General features: G+C 61.0%; 2 protein-coding genes. One reads left to right on the top strand and one right to left on the bottom strand.

The genetic code is table 11. The features are described 5' to 3' along the window. Positions 1 to 190: 190 nt before the first annotated feature. On the bottom strand, positions 191 to 1,378 hold the full coding sequence (gene nhaA, locus ACE04F_RS16800; protein ID WP_486108410.1) for a Na+/H+ antiporter NhaA: 1,188 nt from the start codon (positions 1,376 to 1,378) through the stop codon (positions 191 to 193). Between the two features lie 265 nt (positions 1,379 to 1,643). Here nhaA and ACE04F_RS16795 point away from each other — a divergent pair, with 265 nt between their 5' ends. Beyond that, the gene (locus ACE04F_RS16795; RefSeq protein WP_486108408.1) at positions 1,644 to 2,738 is read left to right on the top strand and encodes a PLP-dependent cysteine synthase family protein; all 1,095 of its coding nucleotides are present in this window, start codon (positions 1,644 to 1,646) and stop codon (positions 2,736 to 2,738) included. Positions 2,739 to 2,791 lie beyond the last annotated feature (53 nt).

The raw sequence follows: 2,791 nt of genomic DNA, 5'->3' as shown, positions 1-2,791 counted from the left end.
CGATAGCGGTGGCTCAGCTACGGAGATGCCAAGCGCTTGTCGCGCTGTTGCTGTTGCTGTTGCTCTGCTTTTGACTTTGATCTCGGCGCCCCGTTAACCACTCGCCGTAAGGGCGAAACCCTAGGCCGCCGTTACCGCAGCAACGGATATACACACCATCTCATGACAAGAAGCAAAGCCCGCTGAACACTCAGGAACTCAGCTCCGAGGGCTTGCGACTAGCCATCGCCGTCACCCCATACCCAATCAGCGCCGCCAGGATCGACCCGGTGAGAATCCCCATCCGATCCATCCCCGCATACTCACTCACCTCCGGCACGAACGCCAGGGAGCCGACGAACAGGCTCATGGTAAAACCAATGCCACAAAGAATCGCCACGCCCAGTATCTGCCCCCAATTGGCCCCGGCAGGCAGACTGGCGATGCCGATTTTTACCGCCAGCCAGGTCAGGCTGAACACGCCGACCGTCTTGCCCAGCAACAGGCCGATTGCGATGCCCATCGGAACATGATGGGTAAAGCTCTCGACCGTGACGCCGCTCAGCGAAAGGCCAGCGTTGGCGAATGCGAACAGCGGCAAGATAATGTAGGCCACCCAAGGATGCAGCGCATGCTCGAGCGTCAGCAGGGGGGAGGTTTCAGCGTTTCTTGTGCGCAGTGGGATGCAGAATGCCAGCGTCACACCCGCCAACGTGGCATGCACGCCACTCTTGAGCACACAGACCCAGAGAATCAAGCCGACCACCATGTACGGCCCGAGCTTGACCACGCCCAGCCGGTTCATCGCTACCAGGGCCGCGATGCAGGCCGCGGCCAGCCCCAACGACAGGGTCGACAGCTCGCCGGAGTAGAAAATCGCGATGATGACGATGGCGCCCAGGTCATCAATGATCGCCAGCGTCATCAGGAACAGCTTGAGCGACACCGGTACACGCTTGCCAAGCAAGGCCAGCACGCCGAGGGCAAAGGCAATATCGGTAGCCGTAGGAATCGCCCAGCCAGAGAGCGCGGCGGGGTTGTCGCGATTGAGAAACCAGTAGATCAGCGCCGGCACCAGCATGCCGCCGATTGCCGCGGCCCCCGGCAGGACGATCTGCGAAGGTTTCGACAGTTGCCCGTCGAGCACTTCGCGTTTGACCTCCAGGCCAATAAGCAGGAAGAACAGTGCCATCAGGCCGTCATTGATCCATAGCAGCAAAGGCTTGGCGATCTTCAACGCACCGACCTGGACGACCACGGGCGTGTCCAGCAGGCCGCCATACAGCCAGGACAGCGGGGAGTTGTTGATGACCAGGGCCAGCACGGCGGCGGCAATCAAGAGCAGGCCGCTGGCAGCTTCCAGCTGGAAAAAACGCGTCAGTGAGTTACGTAGAGCCAAGATTGCTCTCCATTCATCGAATCAAAAAGATGGCACACCCTAACCCGTACTGTTTGTTGTTAAAACAAAAGTTATATTCTTTTTTGTTATATGCCGTTGCAGCGCCTGCGCCGGGCTTCGGGCAGTTACGGGGCACATTGGACCTTAGCTGTACCTGTGCGGGATGTCGGTTTTTTCCTAAGCTGGTGTCTCGTATTTCCTGAACAGAGCGTGCCCCCGGCCATCGGTCTGTCTGAAAGTCCTCCCGGTCCTGCGAGAAAACACCATGAACGATCCCCGCCAATGGGCGCGTGAAGCCATCCGTATCATCGAGGCGGATTTCCAACGCAGTGCCGATACGCATCTGATCCCATTGTCGTTGGCCGGACTGCCGGGCATTGAGCTGTATTTCAAGGATGAGTCCAGCCATCCCACCGGCAGCCTCAAGCACCGACTGGCCCGCTCGCTGTTCCTCTATGCGTTGTGCAATGGCTGGCTCAAGCCCGGTGCACCGGTGATCGAGGCCTCCAGCGGTTCGACGGCGATTTCCGAGGCGTATTTTGCGCGGTTGCTGGGCCTGCCTTTCATCGCAGTGATGCCTGCCACTACCTCCCGGGAAAAAATTGCCCAGATCGCCTTCTATGGTGGCCAGAGCCATCTGGTGGAGGACCCTACGCAGATCTACGCCGAATCCGAACGCCTGGCCCGTGAGCATGATGGGCACTTCTTCGACCAGTTCACCTACGCCGAGCGGGCCACAGACTGGCGGGCAAATAACAACATTGCCGAGTCGATTTTTCAGCAGATGCGCTTTGAGCGGCATCCGGAGCCCACCTGGCTGATCTCCAGCCCTGGCACGGGCGGCACGACGGCCACCTTGGGCCGCTATGTACGCTACGGCCAGCACAGCACCCGTGTGCTGTGTGCCGACGCCGAGCGCTCGGTATTTTTCGACTACTACCGCAGCGGTGATGCCACCCTGCGCCTGGATTGCGGGTCGCGGATCGAGGGCATCGGTCGGCCACGGGTCGAAGCCTCGTTCCTGCCCAAAGTGATCGATGCGATGGTCAAGGTGCCGGACGCCCTGTCCCTTGCGGCCATGCACTACCTGGCCCAGCGACTGGGACGGCGGGTCGGCGGATCCAGCGGCACCAACCTGATCGGCACGCTGACCGCCGCGAAGCGAATGGTGCAAGCCGGTGAGTCGGGGTCGATCGTGGCGATTCTGTGTGATGGCGGGGAGCGTTATGCCACGACGTATTACGATCCGGCGTGGCTCCAGGCCCAGGGGTATGAGTTGGAGCCATTGATCGATGCGGTGGCGGCATGCGCGGAGCGCGGAGAAGCGCTGCCGGAGAGCGTATTGCGGGCCAATATCTGACTGGAAAACTCCGGGAGCCCTGTGGGGGGGGGGGGGGGGGGGGGGGGGGGGGG

The organism is Pseudomonas sp. AGC41 (assembly GCF_057334555.1).
Note: the sequence above shows the minus strand (reverse complement) of the source record. Positions and strands in the feature narration are given on the sequence as shown.

Excerpts from the sequence above, each read along its gene's own strand:
- ACE04F_RS16795 (WP_486108408.1), top strand. The coding sequence starts at position 1,644 with ATGAACGATCCCCGCCAATGGGCGCGTGAAGCCATCCGTATCATCGAG.